The 23,809-nt window shown below is 62.6% G+C and carries 27 protein-coding genes and 2 pseudogenes; 18 read left to right on the top strand and 11 right to left on the bottom strand.

Going from position 1 to position 23,809, the window contains the following annotated elements; translation table 11 throughout:
- Positions 1–17: 17 nt before the first annotated feature.
- Complete coding sequence (locus GEM_RS09230; RefSeq protein WP_014897148.1) at positions 18–1,091, bottom strand: hypothetical protein; 1,074 nt, start codon at positions 1,089–1,091, stop codon at positions 18–20.
- 445 nt (positions 1,092–1,536) lie between these two features.
- On the opposite strand from GEM_RS09230, the pseudogene GEM_RS32435 reads away from it, so the two are divergent.
- From GEM_RS32435 to GEM_RS09200, 5 genes and pseudogenes are all read left to right on the top strand, one after another.
- Positions 1,537–1,605, top strand: a pseudogene (locus GEM_RS32435) (lysozyme); the annotation flags it as partial.
- 195 nt (positions 1,606–1,800) lie between these two features.
- The gene (locus GEM_RS32175; RefSeq protein ID WP_014897147.1) at positions 1,801–2,070 is read left to right on the top strand and encodes a DUF2514 family protein; all 270 of its coding nucleotides are present in this window, start codon (positions 1,801–1,803) and stop codon (positions 2,068–2,070) included.
- A gap of 138 nt (positions 2,071–2,208) precedes the next feature.
- On the top strand, positions 2,209–4,818 hold the full coding sequence (locus GEM_RS29725; protein ID WP_014897146.1) for a heparinase II/III family protein: 2,610 nt from the start codon (positions 2,209–2,211) through the stop codon (positions 4,816–4,818).
- 178 nt (positions 4,819–4,996) lie between these two features.
- Positions 4,997–5,692 carry a class I SAM-dependent methyltransferase gene (locus GEM_RS09210; RefSeq protein ID WP_014897145.1) on the top strand — a complete coding sequence of 232 codons (696 nt, stop codon included), beginning with the start codon at positions 4,997–4,999 and terminating at the stop codon, positions 5,690–5,692.
- Between the two features lie 224 nt (positions 5,693–5,916).
- Positions 5,917–6,999: pseudogene (locus tag GEM_RS09200) on the top strand (IS3 family transposase); the annotation flags it as partial.
- A gap of 449 nt (positions 7,000–7,448) precedes the next feature.
- Here the strand turns inward: GEM_RS09200 and GEM_RS32170 are convergent.
- The gene (locus tag GEM_RS32170; RefSeq protein WP_272148332.1) at positions 7,449–7,904 is read right to left on the bottom strand and encodes a hypothetical protein; all 456 of its coding nucleotides are present in this window, start codon (positions 7,902–7,904) and stop codon (positions 7,449–7,451) included.
- A gap of 296 nt (positions 7,905–8,200) precedes the next feature.
- Here GEM_RS32170 and GEM_RS09190 point away from each other — a divergent pair, with 296 nt between their 5' ends.
- Complete coding sequence (locus GEM_RS09190) at positions 8,201–8,440, top strand: hypothetical protein (RefSeq protein WP_041490492.1); 240 nt, start codon at positions 8,201–8,203, stop codon at positions 8,438–8,440.
- Between the two features lie 11 nt (positions 8,441–8,451).
- Here GEM_RS09190 and GEM_RS09185 read toward each other — a convergent pair whose 3' ends face one another.
- Entirely contained in the window at positions 8,452–8,952 is a 501-nt protein-coding gene (locus GEM_RS09185) for a DUF1643 domain-containing protein (RefSeq protein WP_014897141.1), read from the bottom strand.
- 35 nt (positions 8,953–8,987) lie between these two features.
- Here GEM_RS09185 and GEM_RS31170 point away from each other — a divergent pair, with 35 nt between their 5' ends.
- A complete protein-coding gene (locus tag GEM_RS31170; protein WP_148283811.1) occupies positions 8,988–9,233 on the top strand; it encodes a hypothetical protein in 246 nt (81 codons plus the stop codon).
- Positions 9,234–9,250: 17 nt separating this feature from the next.
- On the opposite strand, the gene GEM_RS31795 is transcribed toward GEM_RS31170, so the two are convergent.
- Complete coding sequence (locus GEM_RS31795) at positions 9,251–9,415, bottom strand: hypothetical protein (RefSeq protein ID WP_014897139.1); 165 nt, start codon at positions 9,413–9,415, stop codon at positions 9,251–9,253.
- Positions 9,416–10,067: 652 nt separating this feature from the next.
- Here GEM_RS31795 and GEM_RS09170 point away from each other — a divergent pair.
- Positions 10,068–10,586 carry a GNAT family N-acetyltransferase gene (locus GEM_RS09170; protein ID WP_014897138.1) on the top strand — a complete coding sequence of 173 codons (519 nt, stop codon included), beginning with the start codon at positions 10,068–10,070 and terminating at the stop codon, positions 10,584–10,586.
- A gap of 33 nt (positions 10,587–10,619) precedes the next feature.
- Here GEM_RS09170 and GEM_RS09165 read toward each other — a convergent pair whose 3' ends face one another.
- The gene (locus tag GEM_RS09165; RefSeq protein WP_014897137.1) at positions 10,620–11,090 is read right to left on the bottom strand and encodes a plasmid fertility inhibition factor family protein; all 471 of its coding nucleotides are present in this window, start codon (positions 11,088–11,090) and stop codon (positions 10,620–10,622) included.
- A 316-nt stretch (positions 11,091–11,406) separates the two neighbouring features.
- Between GEM_RS09165 and GEM_RS09160 the strand changes: the two genes are divergently transcribed.
- Both GEM_RS09160 and GEM_RS09155 read left to right on the top strand, forming a co-directional pair.
- Positions 11,407–11,811, top strand: coding sequence for a hypothetical protein (locus tag GEM_RS09160; protein ID WP_014897136.1), 405 nt, complete (start codon positions 11,407–11,409; stop codon positions 11,809–11,811).
- A 201-nt stretch (positions 11,812–12,012) separates the two neighbouring features.
- Positions 12,013–12,639, top strand: a complete 627-nt coding sequence (locus GEM_RS09155) for a hypothetical protein (protein WP_041490491.1) — start codon at positions 12,013–12,015, stop codon at positions 12,637–12,639.
- A gap of 376 nt (positions 12,640–13,015) precedes the next feature.
- Here the strand turns inward: GEM_RS09155 and GEM_RS09150 are convergent, their stop codons facing one another.
- A complete protein-coding gene (locus GEM_RS09150) occupies positions 13,016–13,759 on the bottom strand; it encodes a DUF695 domain-containing protein (RefSeq protein WP_014897134.1) in 744 nt (247 codons plus the stop codon).
- Positions 13,760–13,958: 199 nt separating this feature from the next.
- Here GEM_RS09150 and GEM_RS09145 point away from each other — a divergent pair, with 199 nt between their 5' ends.
- From GEM_RS09145 to GEM_RS32165, 5 genes are all read left to right on the top strand, one after another.
- On the top strand, positions 13,959–14,267 hold the full coding sequence (locus GEM_RS09145) for a hypothetical protein (protein WP_014897133.1): 309 nt from the start codon (positions 13,959–13,961) through the stop codon (positions 14,265–14,267).
- A 64-nt stretch (positions 14,268–14,331) separates the two neighbouring features.
- Positions 14,332–14,559: a hypothetical protein gene (locus GEM_RS32430; RefSeq protein WP_014897132.1), complete on the top strand. Its 228-nt coding sequence runs from the start codon at positions 14,332–14,334 to the stop codon at positions 14,557–14,559.
- A 17-nt stretch (positions 14,560–14,576) separates the two neighbouring features.
- Positions 14,577–15,116 (top strand): hypothetical protein, encoded by a 540-nt coding sequence (locus GEM_RS09135; RefSeq protein ID WP_014897131.1) that lies wholly within the window; start codon positions 14,577–14,579, stop codon positions 15,114–15,116.
- 166 nt (positions 15,117–15,282) lie between these two features.
- Positions 15,283–15,756, top strand: a complete 474-nt coding sequence (locus GEM_RS09130) for a VOC family protein (protein WP_014897130.1) — start codon at positions 15,283–15,285, stop codon at positions 15,754–15,756.
- Positions 15,757–16,151: 395 nt separating this feature from the next.
- Positions 16,152–16,370 carry a hypothetical protein gene (locus GEM_RS32165; protein ID WP_080599376.1) on the top strand — a complete coding sequence of 73 codons (219 nt, stop codon included), beginning with the start codon at positions 16,152–16,154 and terminating at the stop codon, positions 16,368–16,370.
- A 135-nt stretch (positions 16,371–16,505) separates the two neighbouring features.
- On the opposite strand, the gene GEM_RS09120 is transcribed toward GEM_RS32165, so the two are convergent.
- The 3 genes from GEM_RS09120 to GEM_RS09115 all read right to left on the bottom strand — a co-directional run bounded on the left by GEM_RS09120 (position 16,506) and on the right by GEM_RS09115 (position 17,991).
- Positions 16,506–17,129 carry a phospholipase D family protein gene (locus GEM_RS09120; protein ID WP_041490490.1) on the bottom strand — a complete coding sequence of 208 codons (624 nt, stop codon included), beginning with the start codon at positions 17,127–17,129 and terminating at the stop codon, positions 16,506–16,508.
- A 62-nt stretch (positions 17,130–17,191) separates the two neighbouring features.
- Positions 17,192–17,434, bottom strand: a complete 243-nt coding sequence (locus tag GEM_RS31165; protein ID WP_148283810.1) for a hypothetical protein — start codon at positions 17,432–17,434, stop codon at positions 17,192–17,194.
- 74 nt (positions 17,435–17,508) lie between these two features.
- Positions 17,509–17,991, bottom strand: a complete 483-nt coding sequence (locus GEM_RS09115) for a winged helix-turn-helix transcriptional regulator (protein ID WP_014897127.1) — start codon at positions 17,989–17,991, stop codon at positions 17,509–17,511.
- A 169-nt stretch (positions 17,992–18,160) separates the two neighbouring features.
- Here GEM_RS09115 and GEM_RS09110 point away from each other — a divergent pair, with 169 nt between their 5' ends.
- Positions 18,161–18,598 (top strand): PaaI family thioesterase, encoded by a 438-nt coding sequence (locus tag GEM_RS09110; RefSeq protein WP_014897126.1) that lies wholly within the window; start codon positions 18,161–18,163, stop codon positions 18,596–18,598.
- A gap of 196 nt (positions 18,599–18,794) precedes the next feature.
- Positions 18,795–19,847, top strand: coding sequence for an NADP(H)-dependent aldo-keto reductase (locus GEM_RS09105; RefSeq protein ID WP_014897125.1), 1,053 nt, complete (start codon positions 18,795–18,797; stop codon positions 19,845–19,847).
- An 87-nt stretch (positions 19,848–19,934) separates the two neighbouring features.
- Here the strand turns inward: GEM_RS09105 and GEM_RS09100 are convergent, their stop codons facing one another.
- Together GEM_RS09100 and GEM_RS09095 are read right to left on the bottom strand one after the other, a co-directional pair.
- A complete protein-coding gene (locus GEM_RS09100; RefSeq protein ID WP_014897124.1) occupies positions 19,935–21,221 on the bottom strand; it encodes an MFS transporter in 1,287 nt (428 codons plus the stop codon).
- A complete protein-coding gene (locus GEM_RS09095; RefSeq protein WP_014897123.1) occupies positions 21,218–22,678 on the bottom strand; it encodes a M20 family metallopeptidase in 1,461 nt (486 codons plus the stop codon). The genes GEM_RS09100 and GEM_RS09095 overlap by 4 nt, the downstream gene beginning before the upstream one ends.
- 164 nt (positions 22,679–22,842) lie before the next feature.
- On the opposite strand from GEM_RS09095, the gene GEM_RS09090 reads away from it, so the two are divergent.
- The gene (locus GEM_RS09090; protein WP_014897122.1) at positions 22,843–23,796 is read left to right on the top strand and encodes a LysR family transcriptional regulator; all 954 of its coding nucleotides are present in this window, start codon (positions 22,843–22,845) and stop codon (positions 23,794–23,796) included.
- The last annotated feature ends 13 nt before the right edge of the window (positions 23,797–23,809 follow it).

Genomic DNA, 23,809 nt, shown 5'->3' with positions numbered 1-23,809 from the left:
GTTCGGTTTCGCCGTTGTCAGGCCGTAACGGGGAAGCACTTGCCGACGATGTCGGCAAGCATTTCCTCGGTTTCCGGAACATGTCCACCTGAATCGCGATAGAAGTATGCGAGGTCGTTCCCGCATTCTGACCAGCCATCCATTACATTGCCCCCGAGTGCATTCCAGAACGGTTTCGCGTGAATTTCGAAGTGATGCTCGTCATGAATATTCTGGATCAGGACGCTGCGAAACGGCTTGCTGTTCCGCTTTCGTTCGAGCATGTCGATTCGGTCGATGTGCTCGCTTCGAATCTCGTCTTCCGAAATCCCGGCGAATGCCACGGTTTTAAAAAGCTCGACCTGTGCCGTGTTGAGGTATTTCAGTGCATCAATCTGCGGGTTGATCGCGACGGCGGTAGATCCTTCAATCCGAGAGGACAAGGCGAGCGCCGCGAAGCCGCCAGCCGACGACCCCCATGTCACGATGTGTTCTTGCGGGACGCCGAGCGATTGTGCGGTGTCGAGAATCAACTTTGCCAGCACGTCGGCGAGATCCGACTCGTGCGTACCGACGCACCAGCCGATTTCGAGCTTGCTGTGCAGGTCAAGCATTGGATCCGAGAAACACAACACCTTGCCGGGGAACAGCCCGCGCGCGGCCCATGAGAATCGATGGAATGATGGCAGTGTGTATGAAGCGCGATTGACGGCTGACGGCGTGAGCACAAACAGACGGTTCTCGGCGTGCGGATAGTACAGCGCCGGCACTTCCCATTCGTCGCTTTGGAACAGCAACGCCTGGCTCGACGCAGGTTCTTGAGAAATTCCGCCGGTCAAAACACGTGGGTTTAGAAAAAGCGGATTCGAGCTTTTCTGGATGATCGAGCCAGCACTGTCTTTGACGAAACCGGCTGCATGGTAAAAGCCGTCCACACCGTTGTGGTTGTACTCGAATACCGGGCTCTCTTTGTACCACTCGACGTGGATTTTCTCGCCGTTCCGGTACACGTAGTATGCGTATTCGGGCGCACCGTCTGCTGGTTGATCGCAAAATGTCTCGAACCGCACGGCGCCAGAATTATGTGTCGCCTCGATTTTGTTGATGTTCATGCCGCCCCGGAAGCCTACGTTGTTGTGCAAATAGCTTTCTATTGTATTTCCGGTTGGCTCTGGATTCCAGCTTGGGGCGAATCCCCATTGCTGTAGCCTTGTCATTTCTCAGTTGTGTACCGCATCGGTTGTGCGAATTGATGTGCGAGCCGATCGCACGTTTCCTCATCGAGCCCGTCCAGGCCGATCGCCAATTCCCCAAAAGCGCACCCTAAGCGCGATCGCGTCACAACGCCGATGACGTTGCCGGGGTGCATGCAGATCGCATGTACGCCACCGCAGAGCGCCACGCCGGACCAGTGTTCACACGTCCAGCACGGGCGGGCGGTTGATCGTTTCGATGAAAAGGCCGTAGCCGGCCCTGATCATGATGCCAAAAAGTACTGTATGAATATACAGTTTAACGCGCGGTAAGATGGCCCCGTCAAGAACGAAAATAGGGGGCGGCCGCGTGCTTCCCGGCTTGGTGAAGCGGCGGGCCAAAGAGCGCGCGCTTTGCGAGAGGGGGCTGTGATGTTGCGAATCGCGATTCCGTACCTGCTGGCCGCGCTGCTCGGTGCGGCTGCCGGCTTCGACGTTGAACACATGATCAGCGCGCGCCGGATCGCCGTCATCCAGTCCGATGCGGAGACAGCAGAAACGAAAGCGGTCGAGGCCGCTCGAACCGAGGAACAACGCAGCACCGCGGCTCAACAGGAGGTTGCTGAAAATGCATCGAAAGATCGTGACCAGGCGCGCGCTGATGCCGTTGCCGCTGGACGGCCTGTGCAAGCAACTCGCCGTGTTCGTCGCAACCACCAGCCATACCGCCGCTACCGCCGGAGGCGCGCCAGCCGGAGACCGCATCGGCATGCTCGCCGACGTGCTCGGCAGCATTGATGATCGCGCGGGAGCGTTGGCGGAATACGCTGACCGAGCCCGTATCGCCGGCCAACAATGCGAGCGTGACTATCACTCGCTGAGCGTCTCAAGCCGGTAGTCAAGCTCTGATACATGCCGTTCCTTTCAAAATGCGTTACCATCGCTAAAACATGAATGCTGCAAGAAAGTATGAGGAAATGCGCGAGTAATGTGCGTTTATCTCTAAGGCAGCCGCAATTTTCACCGGGGATGGGGCATGTATCTGAAGGAGATCTGGGACTTAGTTCCTGATAATAAGCCGCAACAATATTCATCAAGCGGTCTTTTGTATGCGCTGCGGGACAGATTTGTAGGCCGGAGAATCAAGGTTCTCGACCTCGGGTGCGGAAACGGAAAGTCGATCGACTGGTTCATGAACAGCGGTATCGACTGCGAGTGGAAAGGGCTCGACATAGAGGATAGTCCGGAGGTTCGCGCGCGAGTCCGAACGGATGGCGAGTTCCACACATACGACGGTGTGCACGTCCCGTTTGCGGACGAGGCGTTCGATGTCGTCTTTTCGCATCAGGTATTTGGGCGCTTGCGGCATCCAGAGCGAGTTCTCCGCGAAATCGTGCGTGTGCTTAAGCCCGAGGGTCTGTTTGTCGGCAGTGTCTCGTACCTTGAGCCGTTGCACTCATATAGCATCTTCAACTTTACGCCGTACGGCTGGTACACGGTTAGCATCGAGAACGGTCTTGTGCCCACAATGTTGGCCGGCGGCATTGATTCGCTGGGACTCATTGAGCGCAGCCTCGGTCGCGAAATGCCGACCGATCTATGGCGGTGCTCACCGCTGAACAAGGCCATCATCGCGGATAGCTCGCTTAGCGACAAAGCCAAAAACTACAAGATTTTGATGAACGCCGGTCATATGGTGTTCGTATCAAGGAAGGCGTCGTACGCACAAACAACGAATAATGCGACTGACGCAGTGAAGGGCTCCGTTGATGAGCTTGGCTCCGGGTCGCCAGGACAAGAATCGGGAGATGCTCCAGACAATGCCGCCCACAAGTACTTTGCGATTTCGAGCTACGCTCCAGACTTTCAAAGCGTCGTTGGTACAGTGGAGTTCGACTTTTCACTGGTGGAGCTTGGCAAGCAGCTATCCACTCTAACGGAAGCGTGGGTTAAGGGTGGCAGTCTCGAGAAGGCGATAGGGTTGCTCGATAGCGAGACGTACCCATTTTCTAGCTATGGTCATCTTGAAGTCTCTATGCCAATCAATTGGTCTCTTGGCGATCCGGGGCGCCATAATTTGAGCTGGCAGTTGCATTCTCTACCGTTCCTTCGCGATTTAGCGTGTGCGTTTTCCGAAACTGGTGAACATCGATACATAGATTGTGCGAATTCAATCGTCAATGATTGGCTGGACGGGAATACACAGGCTCCGTTTCCATCAGTCTTTTCATGGAATGACCACTCGACAGCCTTCAGGTTGAATAGCCTCGCGTACTATTTTGCATTCTTGCTGAAGTCGAAGCCTCTGGATCGAAGCGTGTTGGAGTTATTGTCGCTGATTGCAGAGCGCCACATGAGGGTTTTGTTATGTGATAATTTCTATGAGAGAGGAACGAATCACGGACTTGATCAGGCATATGCCCTCTATCAAGCGAGCCGGATTTTTTCATTCTTGATTTGTTCTTCTGAAGCACATTCCGTTTCATTGTCGCGACTCGAGTACGAACTGAATAAATCGTTCAGTTCAGAACACGTGCACATTGAGAACAGTCCTGAGTACCATTGCGTCATCATGAATAGCACCCTGCAGATCAACTCCGTTGTTGAATCTATGGAGGGGCGGAGCTTGCTCGGAGACACGAAAGAGTTCGTTCGAGGTGCTCTAAACTATCTGTCTGCGATCATTAGACCGGATGGGCTTCTGCCGCCGCTCGGTGACACCGAGGTTAAGCCGTCGCGATTTAAGTTCGATTGGCTTTCTGGGTTTCCAGGCTTCGATCAGTACAAGCATGCAATCAACTGCGGAGCTGATGGGAAGGCTGATAGTGCATGCCATAAATTCTTCCCGGAAAGTGGATATGCCGTGCTGCGTGGAGCGCTTGACAGGTTTTCATACGCTGATCGGCCTCACCTGATTTTCAAATGTGGATTCCTCAGCCACTACCATCGTCAAGACGATGATAACCATATCCTTGTGTATGCCTATGGAGAGGAATGGCTCACTGATGGAGGTCTTTACAAGCATGACCACGGCGATCCGCAACGCGAGCACATGAGATCGCATTTCGCGCACAGTGTAATCGCCCCGGTTGGGGCGCGCGCGCAACGCACTCATTGCCCAGAGCCGGTGCCAAGAATAACATCCTGCGCGTCAAATGGACGCGTGGCGAATGTTTCTGGGTTTACGTCGATGTTTGAGGGATTTGAATGGGATCGCGCTCTTCGTTACGATGGCGTAGGCGAATTCGTTGTCTCAGATAGCATTCGTAAGACATCGGCCGCTTCTGATGTTGAGTATGAGCAATTTTGGCAAATCCCTGCTGACAAGGAACTTGAAATAGCCGGCGGCATCATCACGGTGAAGTCGACACGCCGATCTACCATGTTGCGGATATACATTGCAAGCGATTCTCTGGTGGCAATCGAGGAGATGAGGCCGCAGCCCGGGTCGACGTTTTGTTGGAAGTCTCCGCGGTATGGTGAACTTGAGCCGGTGAAGATGATCAGGCTTTCGTTCAAGAAGGGTGCGGTCGCCGATGTGACTACAACGTTCACGTTCTCCGAGTGCGAGGGTGCCGTTGAAAAGTCGGTGTCGGACGAGACCGAAGCCCTGCCTAACCGGTTGAATACGCTGTCGGACGCGTGACTCTGACGCGCTGACGACTGTCAACCGGTAATCGTCTGTGTACAGGCCCCGCCCGATCCGGCTTGCGATAAGATGCAGTGCTCGTGTTTCGCGAAGTGCCATTGTAAAGGTGTGCGACGCACGCGGCTGAGTGATATTGGTTCTTGACTGCATCTGTATTATTCCCCGGAGGCAGGGCATGTATTTGAAGGAGATATGGGACTTGGTCCCGAGCGGGCGGCCACAACAATATTCATCCGCTGAGCTTTTGCATTCGCTGCGCGACCAGTTTGCCGGCAGGAAGATCAAGGTTCTCGACTTCGGTTGCGGCGACGGCAAGTCGATCGACTGGTTCGCCGGTAGCGGGATTGCCGCCGAGTGGAAGGGGCTCGACATCGAAGATAGTCCGGAAGTGCGCACGCGGATTCGGACGGATGGCGAGTTTCACTCGTACGATGGTGTGCACATCCCGTTCCCTGACGAATCATTCGACGTCGTCTTTTCGCACCAGGTGTTCGAGCATGTGCGGTATCCAGAGCGCGTGCTTCGCGAGATCGTGCGCTCGCTCAAACCCGGCGGTCTATTCATCGGCAGCGTCTCATATCTCGAGCCGCTGCACTCATACAGCATTTTCAACTTCACGCCGTACGGCTGGTACACGATCAACGTCGAGAACGGCCTCATGCCAACGATGCTGGCCGGCAGTATCGACTCGCTCGGTTTGATTGGACGCAGCCTCGGGTACCAGATGCCGTCCGACCTGTGGGAGTGTTCACCGCTGAACAAGTCGATCATCGCCGACGACTCGCTCAACGACAAAGCCAAGAATTACAAGATCCTGATGAACGCTGGGCACATGGTTTTCATGTCGGTGAAGCCGGCCGCCAAGGAGTAATGACGCCAGTGTTTCAGATCATCCCTGCGCGCTGCTTCTCGGCGCGCAGGAGATTGCGCAAGCGCTGAAACTCGCCCTGGCCGCCGCTGAGAGCTCCTTTGTCGGCAACGTTCTTGTCGACGTAGTCGAACCATTTCTGAATGTTCTCGAGTGACCTGCGGTAATCCCCCCAAAAAGCCGGTGTGATCGGAAGTAGAATTTTCTCGTTGAGGGAGTTCTACGGCATGAAGAAATCGAGATTCACGGACAGCCAGATCATGGACGCGCTCAAGCGCGTGGAATCGGGGCTGTCGGTGCCAGACCTGTGCCGGGAGCTGGGCATCAGCACGGCGACGTTCTACAAATGGCGTTCGAAACGGCGGCATGGACGTCTCGCTGATCGCGGGGATGAAGGAGTTGGGGGCCGAGACCCCCCGGCTGCGCAAGATGTACGTCGAGGAGAAGATCACGGCTGAGATCGTAGCGGAGGCGCTCGCAAAAAAAGACTGAGGCCATCTTGCCGGCGTGAGATGGCCACGCATGCGGTGTCCAGCCGAGGCATATCGATCCGGCTGGCATGTGAAGCATTTGGGATCAGTCAGGCCTGTTATCAGTACGTCGGCCGGCGCAGCGCCGAGAACGACGAGATTGCGAACTGGCTGCTGCGCCTGACGGACAACCCTCGGAACTGGGGCTTCGGGCGGTGCTACCTGTACCTGCGCAACGTGAAGGGCTTCGGCTGGAATCACAAGCGCGTGTGCCGGATCTATCGCGAACTGGAACTGAACCTGCGGATCAAGCCGCGCAAACGACTGGTCAGGCAAGTACCGGAGCCGCTGGCGGTGCCGTGCACCGTCAACCAAGTCTGGTCGATGGACTTCATGCACGACTAACTGGCCGACGGACGCAGCATCCGGCTGTTCAACGTGATCGACGACTTCAACCGCGAGGCACTCGGCATCGAGATCGACTGCTCATTGCCATCGGAACGCGTGATCCGTGCACTGCGGCAGATCATCGGTTCGCGCGGCAGACCCAAAGCGATTCGGTGCGATAACGGGCCCGAGTACCTGAGCGCAGCGATCATCGAATGGGCCCGACAGTACGGCATCAGGCTCGACTACATTCAGCCGGGCAAGCCCCGGCAGAACGCGTATGTCGAACGACTCAACCGGACCGTCCGGTACGAATGGCTGTCGCCGTACCACTGGGAAGACTTGGACCACGTGCAGCGCTTCGCGACAGATTGGATGTGGACTTACCATCACGACCGCCCGAACATGGCCTTGGGCGGATTTACGCCAAAGCAGCGTTTGGCCATGGCCGCTTGGTTTCTACTTCTGAACCCCGTGGAAAACGGGGGATTACCCAGAGCCATGAAGTCGAGCGCCTCGAGCAGCTGCGCTGCCGGAGAGCGTGAGCAGTTCGCCGCTGAAGGTGATGGCGTCGTTTTCGCGCGCGCATTCGAGATCCGGACGCGCGATCATGCCGTTGTCGTCGACCAGCAGGATCGGCGCTGCTGCGGGCTGCTCGACAGGGGATGCGGCGAGTCTGTTGAGCACGAACGCCGTCTCCCACTCCCCGTGAGAGCAGAACGGTCCTTGCCCGGCGAGCGCATCGTGCGCATCTCGTCAAAGTTTGAGCGCTTGCGCATCCGTTAGCGCATCAGCGCGGCTCTTATCGGTGGTGGTCATGCCTATTCCTTGCATATGGCGTTGGCCGAATCCAATGTGGTTTCGGCGGAAATCGGCGGTACTTCACGATCTTCCTTGGACTACTATGGATTCGACATTTCCTCGTCCCATGCACTTCGCATGGCTCGTTCGCCTCGACGAGTTTCACGGCTATCGTCGGGGCATTTTTTTCTTGGGTCATCGGGGCATCCACTCGGTACCGCGCACGATCCGGCGACCGGTTCGAGCACGAGCACCTCGGATTCCTTTTCGCTGCGGACCAGGGCGCGGCCGCGGCGCTGCGCGTTCTCGAGCGATTCGTGGCGCTGCGGCTTGCAGTTGCCGCCGACGGTTACGAACAGAGGGGTGCGGGCGCCGACCGGGCCGAGCGTCAGCTCGTCGATGCGTGCCTCGAGCGTCGCGGCGTTCGCACGCCACGTTTCGGCCTTCAGCTGGGCGACATCAGGCTCGGCGGTGAGGCGTAGAACCGGAACGACAATCCGTCCGGCCGTTTGCGTCGCCCGATCATGCTGCGAGGGCTGCGAATTCAGGCTCGTCATCGGGCTCGGCGCGATGCGGGCGCGCGAGCGGCGCAGTTCCGTCCATGCGGGCGTCGAGATACTCGCGCGTCACAAGCGGCACACCAGCGATGTTGACGGCATACGGCCAGCCATTGCGCTCGAGCTACCGCTTCATGCAAGCGAAGCTGCGCGGCCTGCATCCAATGAGCCCGGCGAGCTCGCTGACGGTCAGGTATTTACTCATCTCAACCGCCAATCGTTCCGCGTCACTTCCAATATTCGTTGTGTGGCTTCTTGCACTCTCAAGTCATCCTCTTTGCTGCCGATAACGGGGCATGACCAAATTTTTCGATAAAGCACTCGCCGACGAGATCGGCTATGGGATGGCGATTGCAGTTGCCGGTATGGCTTCAGACCTACTGGCCGATATCGATCGCATGCATGCTGTCCGCAAGACCAACGGGCACCCGGCGCTTGAGCAAGAGGAGGAATCTGACCGAGCGTGGTTCCGTGAGCAGATGGAGGCGGGCGAACGATTCGATCCGGATGTCGAGGCGTGGGCTCGCGGCGAGTAGGATCGGCAGCGTCATGCGTTACCTCCGGCGCAGTTCCACTCGATGAGTGGCGTGTCATATCCGAGCATCAACGGGTGCTTCGGATCGCCTTTGCTCGTCAGGCCGAACACCTTCACGGGTTTGCCGGACGCGAAAAGCATCGCGGCAACGGCGTCGAGTCGCGGGCGCAGGGGCTTCGGTAACTTGCCTCGATCACCCCAGCACGGGACCAACAAATCGGCATCTGCGATGATCTGTGCGAGATGCTTGTCGTTCTCTGGGCCAATCGGATCTACGACGGCGGCCAGGTCGCGGACGTTCGGCGAGCGCAAGGCGAAAGAGTTGCCGGCGATGTACTTGCGCGCGCCCCAGCGGGCCGCGAAGCCAGTCCATTTCAGGTCGGATTGGTCGCGTACGCTCGCGTCCGCGCGAGAAGGATTCACGCCAAAGAAGGCGACGACGAAGCCGGCGGGCGCGATCTCGCGCTCGAGGCGGTAGCGATAGCGGCAGCAGCGGCTGATGATGGCGCTCATGATACGAGCCTCGGGAGCCCCGCCAGGAGACAAGCATGGTCGCCCCAAATAGGCAGAGCGTTGTGCGTGGTCATCTTATTGCCGTGACTCTGTTCGCGGATAAAGCTGAAGCGTCGATCACCATCCAACCTCCGGCCGGGAAACAAGGAGGTCTTTATCCGCCGCGGCATGTGAGCATCGAGACTCTTCTTAAGGGTGGTCTTTCTGAGGCTCAGGCTTTGGAATACGTTCTCAATATTGTGTGCGTCGGCCTCGAAGGGTACGAAGTGGGCAACGGCTGACGTAGTGAAAATCGGCTTCATCGGACCGCTCCTGTGCTGACGGCGACGCGGTCGAGGCGTTCGAGCTCGGCGAGGATCAGCGCACCGGCCTTCACGAGGTTACGGCGTGGCGTGGTCGGCTTCGACCAGGATGGCTCCCACGTCTTCGGCCACCATGCCGGCGCATGCCCAGCGCTATCCATCCGGTAGCCTCCGGAATGGAGTGCGTAGCAACCAGCGGCGGCGGCGAGCGAGCCGTCTTGGTAGCGGTCATCCTGATCAGAATGCTCAAACAATTCAGGCGCTTTGGCGCCTGTTTTGTTTTACGCGGAAAACTCGAAACAATCACACCGATTCAAGCCGCGCCATTCCCCGGAGCGTTCTGCTCATCATCCATTCATTTCGCGTAACTCGCCCGGAGCGTCTCGATACCGCGGGCGGATGCCGTCGCTTCATTCGAGCGTTGCCATCCGACGCACTTTGCGCTGTTCGCAAAGCAAAACGGCAGTCATGGCGCGGTCGCTGCCTCACAAATTGGCGGAATAAACCAATGACTTGGCGCGAACCGCCAATGCTTAACATGCTTACATTGGTGTAATGTAATGACTTCCTCGTGCCCTCAGCTTTGCAGGGCCGTTCGGTCCCGACACCCCGGAAGGCGTCGGGACATTTTTTTGCCGGCGGTATTGCCGAGGAATCCGAGAAGCAGCGGGCGGCATCGGAGTCAAAACCGACGACGCATTGACCACGGCATGCCGCGCGTCATCGCACGCAATTCCCCATTCAACTCGCCGTTGAAATGCCGCGATTGCTACACTCTCCGGGCCGCCATCACATAACGGGAGTGGCCCACGCATGCCGGAAAACCAAGCCGTGACTCTGCGTCGCGCGACACCGCAAGACGCCGATCACATCGCTCGCTTGCACACGCTGAGCTGGCAGAGCGCATACAGCCATATTCTGCCTGCGGCCTATCTGTCGGATGAGGTGCCGACGGTACACGCGACGCGGTGGCGCACCTATCTCGACCGTAACGAAGCGGAGTGGGGCCTCGTGCTGATCGCGGAGTCGGGCGGTGTACTCGTGGGCTTCGTCAGTGCCGAACGACCGGTCGATCCTGCGCGCGGCGTCCTGCTCGATTGTCTTCACGTCCATCCGTCGCATCACGGAAGCGGTACCGGCAAACGCATGATCGAAGCGGTTCGCGCATGGGCCCGAAATATCGGTGCGGACAAGGTTCACCTGTCGGTGCTGGCAGGCAACGTCCGCGCGATCGGCTTCTACGAGCACAACGGCTGGCAATTTGCAGGCGTCGAAACCAGCCGTATCGGCAACACGGAGGTCACTGACCGGATCTACGTGATCGAGGCCTAGAGGCCTCCCGACATCGAGCTGAACGGCCGCACGCTACGCGACTTCGCCGCAATAACGCACGAGCAGATCCGCTTCCGTTTCATGCACCTCGACCGGCAGGCTCGTCGCCCCCGCATACTCGAGATAGCGCGCGCGATGCTGACCGTTCCGGAACGATGCGACGCCGATCTTCGACAGGCTCGGGATGCCGAGCAGTGTCCGCGGTCTCGTCTCGCGAAACGTGATGAACGGCATGTCGGGAATCCTGGCCTCGGCCGGGTCGAGGAACTCGCGGATGCCGGCGGCCTTGCCGGGTGCCCAATACTGTACCGACGGCAGCACATAATCGGTCGTGTCGCGGTCGGCGCACGCCAGCAGTTTCCTCAGGTCGACCATGACGACCCGATGCCGCGAATCGTCGGATGCGAATACCCGCTTGAGGTGCGTATAGCCATAGGCGGCATGCCCCGGAAGCTGGATGACCCAGACATCAACGCCGTCATGTCGTGCCCGAGCGAGTGTCATGGTTTCCTCTGGTGGCGCTGGCGATTTTTGTGGCGAGAGTGTAGCAGCGCGACCGCGGCCGCGGAGCACGCAGATACCCGCAATTGGAAGGGCGAAGTCATGCGCAAAGCAACACGGCGCGGAATCGGTCACGGAAGCGGTGCAGGGCGGATCGGGCGGGCGTTTTAGTTGATGTCGACAGGGTGTGAGAATATCGCGATACTGCCGGTCGGAATGACGCGCGGTACGGAATTCACACAAGATTCACACAATGTGTGAAGCCGGACGGGCGCGGCGCATCATAAGAACCGAGAGGCCGGATTGGCCGGAGAAAATCATGGCGCCGGAGCTTGAGATCGAATATCTCGATTATCGCTTCACCGCGACACTCGAAACCGGGGAAACCGGTCGGGTCGGCGTGATCGACTGGCAACTGGACTCCATTTCGCGAAGCAAGACGTTCGCATGGGCGGTGTTCGACCGTTTCCTGAAACAGAACGACTTCGCCGACGAGGACGACGCACGCGCAAATATCGTCGACTGGCTCGAGCAGTTGGTCAGCCCGCAATCCGTGCCGCTCGTCGAAATCACTGCGACGAACGCGGCTGCGGTCGGTGCTGTCGGCGCGGTTGCCAGCGATTCGTCTGCCGCCGAATTCGTCAGTGAGGTCGTCGTTGAAATCGCCAGCGATATGGACTGGATCGACGTGATTGCCGGGTGGTTCACGGACGGCCCGGTGTAGCGTCGGACCCGCTTCGTCCAGAAGACGATGATGGCGATCATGAAACGATGTTTCATGAAAGTCGAAAACGACACGACGCTGAAATCGCTTATTCCATGAACAATGGAATAACGCCGCTTCGACCATACGCACGACGTGCCGGAGACTGGCGGGCGATTAAAAGAGTCGGCCGTATAAATCAAAGAAATCCGGACTGGAAACATGAAAAGAAGAACGCTGCTGACTGCCGGCGCGATCGTCGCTGCCGCCAGTCTGGCAGGATGTACCGCGATGCTGTTCGAAGACGGCAGATACGAAGAGACCGTCGAGCGATTCCTCGTCAGCGAGGATGGCAAGAAATTCGTGGTGCTCGGCAAGAAATATCACTACATCTTCGACATGCCCGAGCATCTCGGCGCCGTACTGGCATCGTCCTACCGGAAGTCGATCCAGGCGGCGCTTTACGGATTCGTCGCGCAGGGCAGCAAGATCTCCGGCGAATACCGGCTCGTGCTTGCCCGCGCCGGCGTGACCGACGACGACTGGGCACGCGCGCAGACCGACGGCTTCACGAAGTACCACGTCGGCGAATCGAGCATGGACGGCACGCTGAACGGTTCGCGCTATCTGGCCGACGGGTTTGCGCAGGGCAAGACGTGGTCGTCGTTTTCCCGTGCATACACGATTCAGGTCGACGACCGCCTCACGACGGGCGACAAGGCCGTTCGCGTGCTCGCGACACCGGTCACGCTCGCGGCCGACGGCGTGATGATGATCGGGGCGGTGGTGCTGTTCCCGGTGATCGTCGTGATGCTCGCGCCGGCCGCCGGCCTCGCACTCGGGCCGTGACGCGATTCGCGCGGCACGCCGGTGTTCCAGTTGAAAGGGTGAGTTGGCGCACAGACGGTCGCGCGGGCGACGACCACAATCTGACCGGTTGACCGTTCTACCCCGGCCCGGTCAACCGTTGCCCCGCTCGCTCGCGCAGGAGCGGGGGCTTTTTGCCCGTCCGACGCACACAGCCCGCGTCGGCGGAACCGGACAGGCGTTCGGCAGGCTGCGTTTCGCGCCACGGCATCCGTTCGCCTGATCCGCATGAATCGCTTTCCTCGTGCCTGAGCGATCGCTCGGGCCCATCGCCGGTTGCGGCCGGCGATGCCTTGGTCCCGGCAGCGCGCGGTCGCTCTGCCGGGATGCCTTTTTGTACCGGGCGCGTTCGGCCCGCTCAGCCCGCCTGCTCGACGCTGGTTTCCCACCCGTCGTATTCGCCGCCGAGCGCGCGCACCTCGCGATTGATCTCGAGCGTATGGCGCGTGAGGTCGGCCAGCGCCATCGTGCCTTCGTGCGCGAACCGCACGGCCGATTTGCCGTCCTCGGTCGGCGCGACCGATTCCACCAGATAGCCTTTCGACTCGGCCCAGTCGGCGAACTGGTGCGCGTCGCTCGGATCCGGGAAGTAGGCCCAATGCATCACGCGCCGGCTCACGTCGCTCACGTCGCCTTTCTGCCGCAGCGCGTCGAGCAGGCGCATGTCGCGCATCAGTTGCCAATCATCGTCGGTCGGGTAGAGCGTGCGCCAGTACGTTTCCTTGTCCGGATCGTCCTGGTAGGCATACTGAAGCGCGTAGCTCGTCTGCTCGGCCAGCGAATCAACGATCTCTGCGGCGGCCGCTTCGTCGAACGGCACGTAGAACAGGAAATCCTGGTTGCCGTCGACGGTGATGCGGCCGACCTGTACGCCGTTTTTCGCGATCACCGCGGCATCCAGCAGATCCTCGATCTTCGTGAGATCGGCGAACTCGTCGCCGCTCGGCAGGCCGTCGGGCGTCGGATGCGCGAGCGCGACGCGCACGCTGAGCAGCGACGTGCGCGGATCGCTTTCGGCGATTTCCGCAAAACCGTTATTGAAGCTGATGAAGGCCTGATGGTCGCCCATGCGGGCCGGGAAGGTTCCCCAGGCGTCGGTCATGTGTTTCTCCCGTGCACGATTGTCTGTTGACGGTTGCAAAGCGCCCCAATGTATCATCGAAAATCGCGGTGGCCGAGGTCGCGCAGATGATCGCGAGTCTGGCTGGCCCTGTGGCGGTCGAATCCGCGCGCTGTCGCGCCTTCGTCGCTTTCTATCGTCAGGCGTTCGCCCGGCCGCAACCATTTCGAAGGAGATTCCGATGTCGATGTTCGCGGTGAATGGTGTCCGAATCGATTTGCTCAGTGCGCGTGTGACGCACGTGCGCTGGGCGGCCGTCAATCCGGCGGACCGCTCGTGGGCGGCGACGCCGAGTGAAGCGCCGGTGGCAGAGGTGGCGCACGCGCTGGCCTCCGGCAACGACGTTCGCGCCGTGTTTGACGCAGCGGACGGAACCGCGGTGGGGCCCAGGCTGAAGCGCGTGCGGTATCGCGACGCGTCGGAAGGGATCGAACTCGACATCGATGCGACGAGCGAGTCGCGTACGTTGCGGGACCTTCCGCAGATCTGAGCGTCGAGCGGCACGCGTACCCGCGAGCCGACGACAAACGAACCACGCTACCGCGCACGAAGCCATGCCCGGACACACCACCGCCCCGTTGGCCATCGCACTCTGTCTGGTGCTTCCGGCTTGTCAGAGCGAGTCCGTGCAGCCTTCGCCGGAAACCGCGTCGGCCGCGGTTCCGGCAGCGTCGCCGGCGACGCCGATTCGCGGGCTCGGCTTCGCGCCGCACCTGGCCGGGCAGAGTCACTGGGCGGTCGGCCAATGCACGTCCAACGGCAGCGTCAAGGTATGCAATTGACGGGAGCCGCCGAAACGATGAACGACGCAAGCGAAACGAACGAATCCATCTGGCATGTCGATCCCGTCGCGGGGACGGTGACCGGTGCGTTGCCGTTGGTGCTGCCGGTCGACAGCCGCAGCTTCAGGCGCAAGGCGATCGTCTGCGCGGTGCTGACCATACTGGTCGCATGCGGGTACGCGGCCGACCGGACGCTCTGGCCGGTGGCGGCGCTGGCCACGTTGCTGGCGCTCGCCAGTGTCGCCTTCTTCTTCGCGTCGCGCCGCAGGATGGCGCTGCATATCGACGAAACCGGCTTCAAACTGGTCGGCTCGGTGCGCGAAAAGCCCGTCACGCCATGGCGCGACGTGACCGAATTCAGCATCATCAGCGTCGCAGGAAACCGCTACATCGGCTATCAGTTCTCGTCACACTCGCCGCGCACCAAGGTGCCGGGCGGCGTGATGCTGCCGATCAACCGGTTTGCCGACCTTCCGCTCGATGCGGTTGCCGGGTTGCTGGAGTCCTGTCGCCGGCAGTTCGGCCAGCCGGACGATCGGGTCGGCCGAACGGAGTGATTGCGCGCGCGGTTTGCCGCGTGACCGGCCTGTCGCCAAGGGAAACAAAAAAATCTCGGCAGGCGTGTCGATTTCCGTCGGATCCGTCCGTCGTAGCATCGGAGGCGTGCGCATCGTGCGTCCGTCCCGCTGTTCGACACGACAACCGACTGAAGGAGCGATACCCATGGCCACGTCCGTCAAACCGATCCCGGAAGGGATGCGCACGCTGACGCCGCACCTGATCTGCGCCGGCGCGGCAGCAGCCATCGACTTCTACAAGCGCGCGTTCAATGCGACCGAACGGTTTCGCCTGCCGACGCCCGACGGCAGGCTCGCGCACGCGTGCCTCGCGATCGGCGATTCGACCTTGATGCTCGTCGATGAAATGCCCGAGCACGGCGCGCTCGGGCCGAAGGCGCTGAAAGGTACCCCGGTCTGTCTGCACCTGTTCGTGCCGGATACCGATGCGGCGATCGCACAGGCCGTCGCGGCCGGCGCAACCGTGACGATGCCGGCTGCTGACATGTTCTGGGGAGACCGCTATGGACAGGTCGAGGATCCGTTCGGGCATCGCTGGTCGATCGCGACTCACCAGCGCGACCTGACGCCCGAACAGATCGCGGAAGCGATGGCGAGCGCGCCGCCGTGTGGAAGCTGAGCAGGGCCGGCGAAGCCGGCTGAACGGCACGCAGTCGCGGCGGCATGGGCGGCGCGCGGTTCGTCCGCGCTCAGGCGCTGGCGGCCCTGCCGCGCTGCTTGTCCTCGTACATCCGGCGATCGGCCGATTCGAGCAGGTCGGCCAGCGCCTGATGCCGCGCCGGGACGTGCGTTCTTGTCGATACCGCCACGGCCGGCCGGCGCATACCGCGCAATGTCGCGCATTCTTCGTTGCGCTGCCACGCCGGGGGCGTGCGGTGCCGGCGGGTCGACGCGAAGTGCGTGCTTCATGAGGCGCGGCAGCGCGTCCGGGCACCGGATTCGAGCGCCGATGCCTCAAGCTGCCCGGCGCGATGCCGTAAACAGGGCGAGATCAATCGCTCATCCCATTGCACCATGGTTCGAATCCTGTACGCGGGGTATCTCGCGTTTGCGCTGTACTTCCTTTACCCGATGGTTCAGAACACGCTGACCTTCAGCACGGACTGCGTGCGCAGCGCGCTGCCGGGTGGCACGCACGACATGCCGAAGCCTTCGGCGAGCGATGCGCACGCACCGGGGAACAGTTGCGTGCTGAGCGCGCTGGTCGCGGAGCGGTCGCCGCAGATCCACTGACCGCGATGGCGTGACGTCGGGTATGCCGGCCATTCGGCCAGGTTGATCGGCGCGCGATAAGGGGCGAGCATCGACGACATCACGCAGCGGCTGCGCACGGCGGAGAGCGTCCGCATGCCGCATGCGCAAATTGCATCAGTAGGACGAGCGGTACGGCGTGCCCTGATCGAAGCGGCTTTGCCAGTGGGTGAGGTAGCGCGACGCGAGCTGCGGGTTGTTCCACACCACGACGACGTTTTCGGAATTGCGGCTTGCGGCCGAAGCGCTGTAGTTGAACGAGCCGGTCTCGACATGTTCCGCATCGATCACGAGATACTTGTCGTGGTGGATCGCATAGGCGTCGATGGTGCGCGTCGGAATGCCTGCGTTGACGAGCAGGTTGAGCGCCTGCTTGCTGCTCTTCGCGCGATTGCCCTTGTCATCCACGACGACCGCGACATTCACGCCGCGCCGCTTGGCGGCGAGCAGCGCACGCGTGACGGGCGGCGACGTGAACGAATAGGCGGCCACGCGTATCGAGCTGCGCGCAGCGCCGATCGCCTTCAGCACGAGCGCCTCGGCGCCGCCATCGGGCGAGAACGCCGATTCGACGGCCTGCGTGGCCGGCGCTTCATGGGTTGGAGCCGGCAGCAGTTTCGTGATGAAGTCGATCGCCTGCTGCAGCAGCGATTCGTTGTGCGTCTTGCCGAAGGCAGCGAACGGTGTGGCGAGCAGGGAAGCGGCGAGGCAGGCGGCGGCGAGGCGATTGCGCGACAACATCTTGGACAGCGAATGATTTTGAGACAGCGGGCCGTGAGTGTAACGCAGACCCGGCGGCGCGGTCACGTGCGGACACGAATGGACTGTATGGCGTGGCGGCCGGCAACGGCCGATGCAGCGATGTTCGTCATGCCGCCCGGTATCTCCGCGGGCTGGATGATCGCACCGATCGTCTGTTGTCGGTGATGCGCGCGTGCGGGCTCATCTGGATCGGCATGCCATCGGCGTGACGAAATGCGCGCACGCGATCGGGTCGTTTTCAGCGTGCCGTGCGAATGGAGCAGCAGAAGCGCGGTAATACCCACCCATGTTCGGCATGCCGGAGTCTGCGCGTGCCGAGCGTTTCGATGCGTGTGCAACCGATTCCGTGCGTCACGCGTTACGCATCGAGCGGTCCGGCGGCATCGCGCGCGATCCAACCGGGCCCGGGTTCCGGCTGCACGTCGTGCGCATCCAGCGGTTCGCCACAGGCCGAGCACACCGCGACCGCACGCATCAGCTGGCCGCAGGTCCGGTGGCGCAATTGCACCGGCGGCCCGCCGCCGTCGTCCTTCCAGCGGTCGCCCCAGGTCATCAGTGCGAGCAGGGCCGGGTAGAGGTCGAGGCCTTTTTCAGTCAACCGGTATTCGAAGCGCGGCGGGCGTTCCTGATACGCGCGTTTGGCCAGCACGCCTTCGTCGACGAGGCGTGCGAGCCGCTCGGCCAGCACGTGGCGCGTGAGGCCCAGCTGCGTCTGGAACGCATCGAAGCGGCGGCAGCCGAGGAAGGCGTTGCGCAGGATCAGCATGGTCCAGCGGTCGCCCAGCACGGCGAGCGTGCGCGCGACCGAACAGTTCAGCGTGCCGATGTCATCCCATTTCATGATCGAGTCTCGTGCGGCGGTTCGGCGAAGAAGCGGGTTCGATTATAGAACCCGCCTTCGGTATCGACTGGGGCGCGTTGCGTTGACAAGCACGGCGGGCTTGTCAATAATGAGTTCCAATTTAGAACTTACTCGCGCGGCGACGCGCGTTCAATCAGGAGACAACCCGATGAATCCGCTTTCCCTGTCCGGTCTCGAACTGCTGCGCGCGGCGGTGGCGGGCGATGTGCCGCTCGCGTCGATTTCGGAGACGATCCCGATGCAGCCGCTGGGCGTCGAGCTCGGTTACGTGAAGATGTCCGCGCGTGCGGACGGCCGCCACCTGAATCCGCTCGGTGGCGTGCACGGCGGGTTCGCCGCGACGGTGCTCGATTCGGTCACGGGTTGCGCGGTGCATTCGATGCTCGACGCGGGCGTCGGCTATGGCACGGTCGACCTGCATGTGAAGATGCTGCGGGCGGTGCCGCGCGACGTCGACCTGATCGCGGAAGGGCGCGTGATTCACCTGTCGCGTTCGCTCGGCGTCGCGGAAGGCACGCTGAAGACGCCTGACGACAAGATCGTCGCGCACGCGTCGGCGACTTGCTTCATTCAGCGGCCGCAGTGATGGAAGGGGCGGTCGGCGTTGCTTCCGAAGCAGCAGGCCGACGCAAACCGAACGACCTGCGTGGAAGCGGCCGCGGTCGTCGCGGGCGATCGTGCGCATATGCCGAAGGGCACCTGTAAGCGTTCCGGTCGAACACCTGAAGCGGGCGTTTCAATGTGATAGCGTTTCTGCTTTCCACCGACGCGACAGGAACAGCATGGAATACCGCACACTCGGCGATTCAGGCATCGAAGTCAGCCTGATCGGTCTCGGCACGATGACGTGGGGCGAGCAGAATTCGGAGCGCGACGCGCACGAGCAGATCGATTACGCACTCGGGCAGGGCGTCACGCTGATCGACGCCGCGGAAATGTATCCGGTGCCGCCGAAGCCCGATACCCAGGGGCGCACGGAGCAGTACATCGGCACCTGGCTCGCGCAGCATCGCGCGCAGCGCGACCGGATCGTGCTCGCGACGAAAATCGCAGGCCCGGCGCGGCAGCCGCACAATCCTCGCCATATTCGCGGCGAAGGCAACCAGTTCGACCGCAAGAACCTGACCGAGGCGCTCGACGGCAGTCTCGAGCGCCTGCAGACCGACTATGTCGACCTGTACCAGCTGCACTGGCCCGATCGCAGCACGACGACGTTCGGCCGTCCCGCGTATCCGTGGGTCGACGACGCCTATACGGTGCCGATCGAGGAAACGCTGGGCGTGCTCGCGGAATTCGTGAAGGCCGGCAAGGTTCGCGCGATCGGCGTGTCGAACGAAACGCCGTGGGGCGTCGCGCAGTTCCTGCGCGCGGCCGAGAAGCTCGGCTTGCCGCGCATCGCGAGCATCCAGAACCCGTACAGCCTGCTGAACCGCACGTTCGAAAACGGCCTGTCCGAGTTCGCGCATCGCGACGGCGTCGGCCTGCTCGCGTATTCGCCGCTCGCGTTCGGCTGGTTGTCCGGTAAATACGAGAACGGTGCGCGGCCCGCCGGTGCGCGCATCACGCTGTTCGAGCGTTTCCAGCGCTACAGCAAGCCGCAGGCCGTTGCAGCGACGTCGCGCTACGTCGCGCTCGCGAAGCGCCACGGGCTGTCGCCCGCGCAGCTCGCGCTCGCGTTCGTCAACAGCCGGCCGTTCGTGCGCAGCAACCTGGTCGGCGCGACGTCGCTCGAGCAACTGAAGGAGAACATCGGCAGCATCGACGTGAAGCTGTCCGACGAGATCCTCGCGGAGATCGACGCGCTGCACGAACTGCAGCCGAACCCGGCGCCGTAAACGGCGAGCGGCCCGCGCGGCAGGAATGCCGCGACGGGCCGCATCCGACGCGGCACTGCTGCGTCGTCGATTGTGCCGTTACCGCGGTTACCGGATCCTGAGCCGCGCGCGTGCGACCAACAGTGCGGCAAGACTCAACACCGCACAGCCCATCAGGTACAGCGCCGGTGATAGCCGGTTGCCGGTCGCGCTGATCAGCCATGTGATCACGAATGGCGCGAAGCCGCCGAACAGCGTGACGCCCGTGTTGTAGCTGACCGCGAGACCGGTCGCGCGGGTCTGCGCCGGGAACAGCTCGGCCATCAGCGCCGGCAGCGCGCCGCAGTACGACGCCTTCAGCAGGCCGATCCAGATCAGCGCGGCGAGCATCGTCGCGAACGATGCGTGATGCGTCAGCCATGCGAACGTCGGCCATACCGTGACGAGCATCAGTACGGCTGCTGCCGCCATCACGCGGATGCGTCCGGTTCGATCGGACAGGTGACCGACGAGCGGCGTGACGAGCGTCAGCACGAAGCCGGTCGCGAGCGTCGCCGCGAAGCCCGTCGAGGCGGGCAGCCCGAGCTGCTTGATCGCGTATGTCGGCATGTACAGCACCATGTAGTTGATCGCGGTCGAGATCACGAGCACGCCGATCGACAGCAGCACGCGCATCTTCTGGTCCGCGAACAACTCGCGCACGGGTGCTTCGGAGCGCGCCTGCGTCTGGAACTCGATGCCCTCGTCGACGTAGCGGCGGATGTAGAGCCCGACCGGACCGATCGCGAGGCCGAACAGGAACGGCACGCGCCACCCCCAGCTTTCGAGTTGCGCTGACGTCAGCGTCGACGTCAGCAGCGCACCGAAGCCCGATGCGAGCAACGTCGCGAGCCCCTGGCTCGCGAACTGCCAGCTCGACATGAAGCCGCGCCGCTGCGGCGCATGCTCGACGAGGAACGCGGTCGAACTCGCGAATTCGCCGCCGGCGGAAAAGCCCTGAATCAGCCGCGACAGCATGATCCCGAGCGGCGCGAGGATGCCGATCGACGCGTAGGTCGGCATCAGCGCGATCAGCAGCGTGCCGGTCATCATCATCCCGATCGACAGCAGCAGCGACGCCTTGCGGCCCGCGCGGTCCGCATAGGCGCCGAGCACGAAGCCGCCGATCGGCCGGATCAGGTAGGACAGCCCGAACGTGCCGAGCGTGAGCAGCAGCGACGTCGCCTCGCTCGTCGCGGGGAAGAACAGCTTGGCGATCGTCACCGCGAAAAAGCCGTAGACGATCAGGTCGAACCATTCGAGTGCGTTGCCGATCGACGCCGCGAAGATGATGCTCCGGATCTTCGCGGCGCTGGGGCGAGCGGCGTCCTGCGAGGTCAGGGTGGTCGTATTCATCGTGTGAGCAGTTCCCGGGAAAGGCGCGAAGCGCGTGACAGGGCGGCGTCGGCCGCGGCAGGCGCCGCGCGACGAACGGGCGGCGCGGCGTCGCCGAGATCCCAGAAGAGGCCGGCCATCATCTGCAGTCCCTCGCGCACGACGCTTGCGAGCAGGTGCTCGTCGGGCGCGTGCTGCGAGCACGCCGGATACGAGTGGGGCACCCACAGCGTCGGCAGCCCGAGCGTGTCGGCGAACACTTCGTTCGGCAGCGTGCCGCCGAGATTCGGCAGGATCGCGGGCTTCTTGCCGGTCGTGCGCGCGAGCGACGCGACGGCCCAGCGCACCCACGGATCGTCCGGCGGCAGGCGCGTCGCCGGTGCGCCGCGTTCGACCTCGATCTCGATATCGGCGAAGCCGTGCGCATCGAGATGCGTGCGCAGGTGCGTGTGCAGCGCTGCCCAGTCGGTGCCGACCACGAAGCGCAGCTGGCAGTGCGCATACGCAACGGGCGGAATCGCATTGACCGGATGTTCGGGGTTGCCGGCCTTGAACGCGAGGATCTCGAACGTGTTCCAGCCGAACACGCGCTCGGCAGCGGAGAGGCCGGGCTCGCCCCAGTCGGCGTCGAGCGCCGGATCGCCGGGGCCGCCGCCGACGGAGAGATCGGCGAGCGCCGCGCGCACGGCCGCCGGAATCGGCGGCGGGCGCAGCCCCGCGACGCGAATCGCGCCGCGCGCATCGACGAGGCTCGCGAGCGCGTTCGCGAGCACGGTCGCGGGATTGCGCAGCAGCCCGCCCCAGTTGCCGGAATGATGCCCGCCGTCGCGTGCGCGCAGGCTCAGCTTGAAGTTAACGGAGCCGCGCGAGCCGAGGAACACGGTCGGGCGTTCGGCGGTGAGGCGCGGCCCGTCGGATGCGATCAGCACGTCGGCCGCGAGCGCCTCGCGCTCCTGGCGGCACAGTGCGTCGAGGCCGGGCGAACCCGTTTCCTCGCCCATCTCGATCAGCAGTTTCGCGTTGAAGCCGAGCCGGCCGCCCCGTGCATCGAGCACGCTCGCCAGCGCGGCCAGGTTGATCGTGTGCTGGCCCTTGTTGTCGGCGCTGCCGCGGCCGTACCAGCGATCGCCGTCGGCGGTCAGCGTCCACGGCGACAGCGGCGCGCGCCATTGCGCGTCGTAGCCACGCACGACGTCGCCATGGCCGTAGATCAGCACGGTCGGCAGCGTGTCGTTCTCGTGGCGCGACGCCAGCAGGAACGGGCCGCCGCCTTCGACGGGGTTGTCAACGATGCGCGACGTGAAACCGAGGCGCGCGGCCTCCGGCGCGATCTCGTCGGTCAGGTAGGCGCGCAGTGCGGCGTCCGCGCCGCTGTCCTGGCTTTCGGTGCGCAGGCCGACGCGGCGGCTCAGGGTCGTGAAGAACGCGCCCGATTCGAACTGGTTCAGCGCGTGCTGGATGGCGGCGGTACGGCTCAAGACGTGTCTCCTCTGTCGGTATTCCGGCGGACGCGGTGCGCGCAGCCGGGAGTGCGATTGATTCTAGAAAGCCGTTTTTTTTGTCACAATGATCGAATTTCGAACATTTCTTTGCCGAAAAGGCAAAGCGGAGCGGCCCGGATGGCGGGCCCGGGGACAGAACGATGGCGGCTTTCCTGCATGGTCTTGCGCTGCGGTACTTCGTCGAAGTGGCGCGCACCGGGTCGATCAGCGACGCATCGGCGCGGCTGCACGTGGCCGTGTCGGCGATCAGCCGCCAGATCGCGAAGCTCGAGAGCGAACTGGGCACGCCGCTGTTCGAGCGCCGGCCGCGCGGAATGGCGCTGTCGGAGGCCGGTGAGCGGCTGCTGGGCTTCGCGCAGCGCAGCCTGCTGGAGGCCGAGCACGTGATGAAGGAAATCGGCGGGCTGGAGGCACTGCACGGCAGCCTGCTGAAGGTCGCCTGCTCGGAAGGGTTCGCGATCGATTTCCTGCCGGGCGCGCTCGCGAGCTTCAAGGCGCGCCACCCGGGCGTCGATTTTTCGGTGTGGGTCGTGTCGCCGGCGGATGCGACGCGGCGCGTGCGCGACGGCGATGCCGATATCGGCCTGACGTTCAGTCTGGCGCCGGAGCAGGGCGTGCGCGTCGAACACACCGAACGCGCGCCGATCTACGCGCTCGTGCGGCACGACCATCCGCTCGCAGCGCGCGACTCGGTGTCGCTCGCCGATGTTGCTCGTCACCCACATGTGCTGCCCGAGGCCGGCACGACGGTGCGCCAGCTGATCGACATCGCGTGCGTGCTCGACGGTCTCATGCTCGCGCCGGAACTGACCAGCAACAACACCGCGGTGATGTACCGCTACGCGCAGCGCACCGGCGCGGTGATGTTCACGGGGCTGCTGTCGGTGCGGGACCGCTTCGACGCGGACGGTTTCGTCGTCGTGCCCGTCACGAACCCCCAACTGCGCGAGCGCAGCATCCAGGTGCAGACCATGGCGGGGCGCGATCTGCCGGCCTCGGTGCGCGCATTTCGCGACCACCTGGTCGAAGCGATGAGCGCCGCATCGTCCCCGCCGGTTGCCGTGCGCGGCCCGAGACGCCCGAGCGTGAGATAATCACGAATCCGCC

The sequence above is a fragment of the Burkholderia cepacia GG4 genome (genome assembly GCF_000292915.1).
Lineage (GTDB): Bacteria > Pseudomonadota > Gammaproteobacteria > Burkholderiales > Burkholderiaceae > Burkholderia > Burkholderia cepacia_D.
The sequence above is the reverse complement of the archived record's forward strand: the minus strand, read 5'-3'. Positions and strand labels throughout refer to the sequence as shown.

Bases quoted from the DNA above. Each gene is read 5' to 3' on its own strand.
- GEM_RS09230 (WP_014897148.1), bottom strand. From the start codon at position 1,091: ATGAACATCAACAAAATCGAGGCGACACATAATTCTGGCGCCGTGCGG.
- GEM_RS32175 (WP_014897147.1), top strand. From the start codon at position 1,801: ATGCATCGAAAGATCGTGACCAGGCGCGCGCTGATGCCGTTGCCGCTG.
- GEM_RS29725 (WP_014897146.1), top strand. From the start codon at position 2,209: ATGTATCTGAAGGAGATCTGGGACTTAGTTCCTGATAATAAGCCGCAA.
- GEM_RS09210 (WP_014897145.1), top strand. From the start codon at position 4,997: ATGTATTTGAAGGAGATATGGGACTTGGTCCCGAGCGGGCGGCCACAA.
- GEM_RS32170 (WP_272148332.1), bottom strand. From the start codon at position 7,904: ATGACGAGCCTGAATTCGCAGCCCTCGCAGCATGATCGGGCGACGCAA.
- GEM_RS09190 (WP_041490492.1), top strand. From the start codon at position 8,201: ATGACCAAATTTTTCGATAAAGCACTCGCCGACGAGATCGGCTATGGG.
- GEM_RS09185 (WP_014897141.1), bottom strand. From the start codon at position 8,952: ATGAGCGCCATCATCAGCCGCTGCTGCCGCTATCGCTACCGCCTCGAG.
- GEM_RS31170 (WP_148283811.1), top strand. From the start codon at position 8,988: ATGGTCGCCCCAAATAGGCAGAGCGTTGTGCGTGGTCATCTTATTGCC.
- GEM_RS31795 (WP_014897139.1), bottom strand. From the start codon at position 9,415: ATGGATAGCGCTGGGCATGCGCCGGCATGGTGGCCGAAGACGTGGGAG.
- GEM_RS09170 (WP_014897138.1), top strand. From the start codon at position 10,068: ATGCCGGAAAACCAAGCCGTGACTCTGCGTCGCGCGACACCGCAAGAC.
- GEM_RS09165 (WP_014897137.1), bottom strand. From the start codon at position 11,090: ATGACACTCGCTCGGGCACGACATGACGGCGTTGATGTCTGGGTCATC.
- GEM_RS09160 (WP_014897136.1), top strand. From the start codon at position 11,407: ATGGCGCCGGAGCTTGAGATCGAATATCTCGATTATCGCTTCACCGCG.
- GEM_RS09155 (WP_041490491.1), top strand. From the start codon at position 12,013: ATGAAAAGAAGAACGCTGCTGACTGCCGGCGCGATCGTCGCTGCCGCC.
- GEM_RS09150 (WP_014897134.1), bottom strand. From the start codon at position 13,759: ATGACCGACGCCTGGGGAACCTTCCCGGCCCGCATGGGCGACCATCAG.
- GEM_RS09145 (WP_014897133.1), top strand. From the start codon at position 13,959: ATGTCGATGTTCGCGGTGAATGGTGTCCGAATCGATTTGCTCAGTGCG.
- GEM_RS32430 (WP_014897132.1), top strand. From the start codon at position 14,332: ATGCCCGGACACACCACCGCCCCGTTGGCCATCGCACTCTGTCTGGTG.
- GEM_RS09135 (WP_014897131.1), top strand. From the start codon at position 14,577: ATGAACGACGCAAGCGAAACGAACGAATCCATCTGGCATGTCGATCCC.
- GEM_RS09130 (WP_014897130.1), top strand. From the start codon at position 15,283: ATGGCCACGTCCGTCAAACCGATCCCGGAAGGGATGCGCACGCTGACG.
- GEM_RS32165 (WP_080599376.1), top strand. From the start codon at position 16,152: ATGGTTCGAATCCTGTACGCGGGGTATCTCGCGTTTGCGCTGTACTTC.
- GEM_RS09120 (WP_041490490.1), bottom strand. From the start codon at position 17,129: ATGTTGTCGCGCAATCGCCTCGCCGCCGCCTGCCTCGCCGCTTCCCTG.
- GEM_RS09115 (WP_014897127.1), bottom strand. From the start codon at position 17,991: ATGAAATGGGATGACATCGGCACGCTGAACTGTTCGGTCGCGCGCACG.
- GEM_RS09110 (WP_014897126.1), top strand. From the start codon at position 18,161: ATGAATCCGCTTTCCCTGTCCGGTCTCGAACTGCTGCGCGCGGCGGTG.
- GEM_RS09105 (WP_014897125.1), top strand. From the start codon at position 18,795: ATGGAATACCGCACACTCGGCGATTCAGGCATCGAAGTCAGCCTGATC.
- GEM_RS09100 (WP_014897124.1), bottom strand. From the start codon at position 21,221: ATGAATACGACCACCCTGACCTCGCAGGACGCCGCTCGCCCCAGCGCC.
- GEM_RS09090 (WP_014897122.1), top strand. From the start codon at position 22,843: ATGGCGGCTTTCCTGCATGGTCTTGCGCTGCGGTACTTCGTCGAAGTG.